Raw genomic sequence first — 3,624 nt, forward strand, 5'->3', positions numbered from 1 at the left:
AAAACGGTTTTGGCACTTTTTTAGCCAAAAAAGTGCCAGAAACAAACGTTGAGAAATCGATCCGAGGGACTCAAAACCCTTGCACTTTCGCTCTTCGATCTCGAAGGGTTCCGCTTCCAGACGTGCGAGGTCATTCTGTTATTCTGACTTCCCCTCCCGACTCCTGACGACCGACTCCTGACGACCGACTCCTAACCCCACCAATAAACTTTTTCAGCAGACCCTATATAAGTTCAAGTTATCACACAAAGAATAAGATATGCTATTATCTGTTAATTCGCTACCATCCGCAAGTAAAGATGGCGGATCGGGGAGTGCTGGAGCTGCGGAGCCGTGGGAGTTAATCACGCTATTCAAAACGGATTTGGTGTAAAATATAATTACCCATTTTATAAAAAAATTTTATTAAATTTTAGGAGTTATCGAACAATTATGAAAGGAATTAACTTTGTGATTAATGAAAAAGGGGAAAAGAAAGCTGTTCTCATTGACTTAGAAGAATGGGGAGAGCTTTGGGAAGACTTTTCTGATATTTTAGTTTCTCGTAGTCGAGAAAATGAATCAGAAATTTCTTGGGATGAATTAAAACAAGAATTAGAAACAGAAAATACATTCGATGAGTAATTATCAAATTCGATTGAAAACCTCTGCGGCTAAAGAATTTAAAAAATTACCTTCTTCGATTAGGCAACGGGTGAGTGACAGTCTTGAGAAATTACAGCAAGATCCCCGTCCCTCATGGTGTTGTAAAACTAAAAGGAGAAGATAAAATGTATCGGCTTCGTGTTGGTGATTACCGCATTGTTTACACAATAGAGGATAATGATAAAATAATAAAGGTTACTAGAATCGGACACCGACAAGATGTTTATCAAGAATAAAAAATTAAAATGCCCATGTAAGCTAAGACGCATTTTAACCGTCTATCCTTAGATTAGCTGAATCTCCCCCAACCGAACCCTATTCCACCGTGACACTTTTGGCTAAATTGCGCGGCTGATCCACGTCTAAGCCGCGACGGGCAGCGATATGATAGGAGAGCAATTGTAGGGGAATTACTGTTAAAATTGGCGATAATAATTCTTCAATTTCCGGCACATACAACAAATCATTAAAGACTTTGGGGGCTTCCGTATCGCTGTCGGCAACTACTCCCAATAACCGCGCATCCCTTGCTTTTGCTTCCTGTGCATTGGAGAGAACCTTATCATAAACTACCCCCGGCATCGCAATCGCTACTACGGGAACTTTTGCATCTAAAAGCGCAATCGGTCCGTGTTTCATTTCTCCAGCTGGATAGCCTTCCGCATGAATATAACTGATTTCTTTGAGTTTTAAGGCACCTTCTAAGGCAATGGGGAAATTAATCCCCCGTCCCAAGAAAATAAAGTCCTGGGTGTCATTAAATTCATGGGCCAATTCTTCGATCGCTTTTTCCTGTTTTTCTAAGACAGTTTCGATCAACCTTGGCAGCGATCGCATTTCATGAATAATTTGCTCGATTCTCTCTAAAGACAAAGTTTGACGACGATAGGATAAATCCAAAGCTAAGAGATAAAAACCCAATAACTGGGCGGTAAAACTCTTAGTTGCCGCCACCCCGATCTCGATCCCCGCTTGGGTATTAATAATCTGATCGACCATTTGTGCTAGGGTACTTTCGGGGCGATTAGTAATACCGATAATCCGGGCCTGATATTTTTTTTCTAATCCTAAACGACGCTGTTTTTCCGTTTCCAAAGCCGCTAAAGTGTCGGCTGTTTCCCCCGATTGCGTCACCCCGATAGTTAAAGTATTGGGCATCAGGGGCGTGGGTGCATAGCGAAATTCCGAGGCGTACTGTACCCTTGTCGGAATACCTGCCAACTGCTCGATCAAGTATTTACCGACTAAACTAGCGTGCCAACTGGTTCCACAGGCTAAAATCTGAATATGTTCTAAATTATCGTAAATTTCCTCAGAAAAATTAATATTTATCGGGTTGACATTATCCCCATTTTGTGCGTTCCAATGGGGATGCAGATATGTCCCTAAACAGTCGCGCACCACTCCGGGTTGTTCGTAGATTTCCTTGAGCATGAAGTGACGATAACCCTGTTTTTCTACGGTCGTCGGACTCCAATCGAGGACTCTGGGGTTTTTACGGACTCTTTTCCCCTCAAAATTATAAATTTCCACTCCCAAGGGTGTTAACCGAGCGATTTCGCCATTATCCAAGGACAGCACCGCCCGGGTATGGGGAACCAAAGCACTGACATCGGAGGCACAGAAAAACTCCCCTTGACCAAAACCGATGATTAAAGGGGCGTGTTGCCGCACGACAATCAATTCATCGGGATAATCGGGACTAATCACCGCTAGGGCAAAAGCACCCTCTAAACGTTCAATTGCCCTTAAAACTGCCTTGAGGAAAGGACTCACCCCCAAGTATTCTTCATCGGTAGGTTTGGGTAGATAACTGGCGATTAGATGGGGAATAACTTCTGTGTCGGTTTCCGAGTCAAATATACAGCCTTTCTCCTTTAATTCTGTTCTTAATACCTGAAAATTTTCGACAATGCCATTCTGTACCACTGCCACCCGTTGACTATTATCGGTGTGGGGATGGGCATTACTTTCTACGGGTTTGCCGTGGGTTGCCCAACGGGTGTGACCGATGCCAATTTGGGAGGGATTAACTTCCTGTTCTAATTTTTCCCGCAGATTGTAGAGTTTTCCCTGGGCGCGGACTCGATGTAATTCACCTTCGAGAATTGTGGCAATCCCTGCCGAATCATAACCCCGATATTCTAAACGTTCCAAACCAGCTAGGAGAATATCGATCGCTGTTTGGGTCCCGATATAGCCAACAATTCCGCACATTCTTTCGCTCACCCCATTTAGGCTAAGTCCGATCTATTCTATCGCAAGCGTGACACTTGTTTGCTTAGAGGCTCAAGACGCAGGGGCAAGGGTAAAGTTTCCTCTAATAGGAGAGTGGGGTGTGGGGAGTGGGGAGAATAAATAAAAGCAATATAGATCACCCAGCAGCATATTCTGTTCTTTTTGTCAAAAAAACTTTCCATTTGCAACAAAACTACACAATTAATTGATCAACGGGTTGGCTTAAAAAAGGCTGTATAATCCCCAGTTATTGCTGTTGCTGAATAGACCCGTGTAGATTTAGCAAGGGTTTTCAGGATCAACAGACAGCTAAAAAGCCTAAAAAGCACAGAGAAACCGATCATTTCACACTGCGAAATTATACCATAATCGCTGGAAGTATTGCCACCTCGTAAACAAATGAGAATTATTTTCAATAAATTATGAAAAAATCATAAATATTGCGAAATGTAAATTTAAATATGCTCAACTATTAAAGCTTGTTTGATATAAAAAACTTATCAAAGGTAATTCAGTTACCGAATCTGCTGCCATGAGTCCAGAAAAGTTTTAATTTTTGCGGGCCTAAGCTAAGAAGCATTTTAACCGTCTATCCTGAGATTAGGGACTTGCGTGGGAATAATATCCCAGCCAGGAAATCGCTCTGTAGAAGAATCAGACCAGCCAGATGGCATATTATCAAAGCGCAAGTCCCTAAGAGGAAGGGGGCTCTCGAAGGCTCTCCCCCTACTTAGGGTGATC

Annotated in this window: 3 protein-coding genes; 2 read left to right on the plus strand and 1 reads right to left on the minus strand. The window is 42.6% G+C overall.

The window, feature by feature from the left end; translation table 11 throughout:
• Positions 1–333 precede the first annotated feature (333 nt).
• Positions 334–624, plus strand: coding sequence for a hypothetical protein (locus IM456_RS21345; RefSeq protein ID WP_253881460.1), 291 nt, complete (start codon positions 334–336; stop codon positions 622–624).
• Positions 625–770: 146 nt separating this feature from the next.
• A complete protein-coding gene (locus tag IM456_RS21350) occupies positions 771–881 on the plus strand; it encodes a type II toxin-antitoxin system RelE family toxin (protein WP_253881464.1) in 111 nt (36 codons plus the stop codon).
• Between the two features lie 79 nt (positions 882–960).
• Here the strand turns inward: IM456_RS21350 and glmS are convergent, their stop codons facing one another.
• Positions 961–2,862, minus strand: coding sequence for a glutamine--fructose-6-phosphate transaminase (isomerizing) (gene glmS, locus IM456_RS21355; RefSeq protein WP_149988266.1), 1,902 nt, complete (start codon positions 2,860–2,862; stop codon positions 961–963).
• Positions 2,863–3,624 lie beyond the last annotated feature (762 nt).

Origin of the sequence: Microcystis sp. M079S1 (genome assembly GCF_020246425.1) — a bacterium.
GTDB classification, from domain to species: domain Bacteria; phylum Cyanobacteriota; class Cyanobacteriia; order Cyanobacteriales; family Microcystaceae; genus Microcystis; species Microcystis aeruginosa.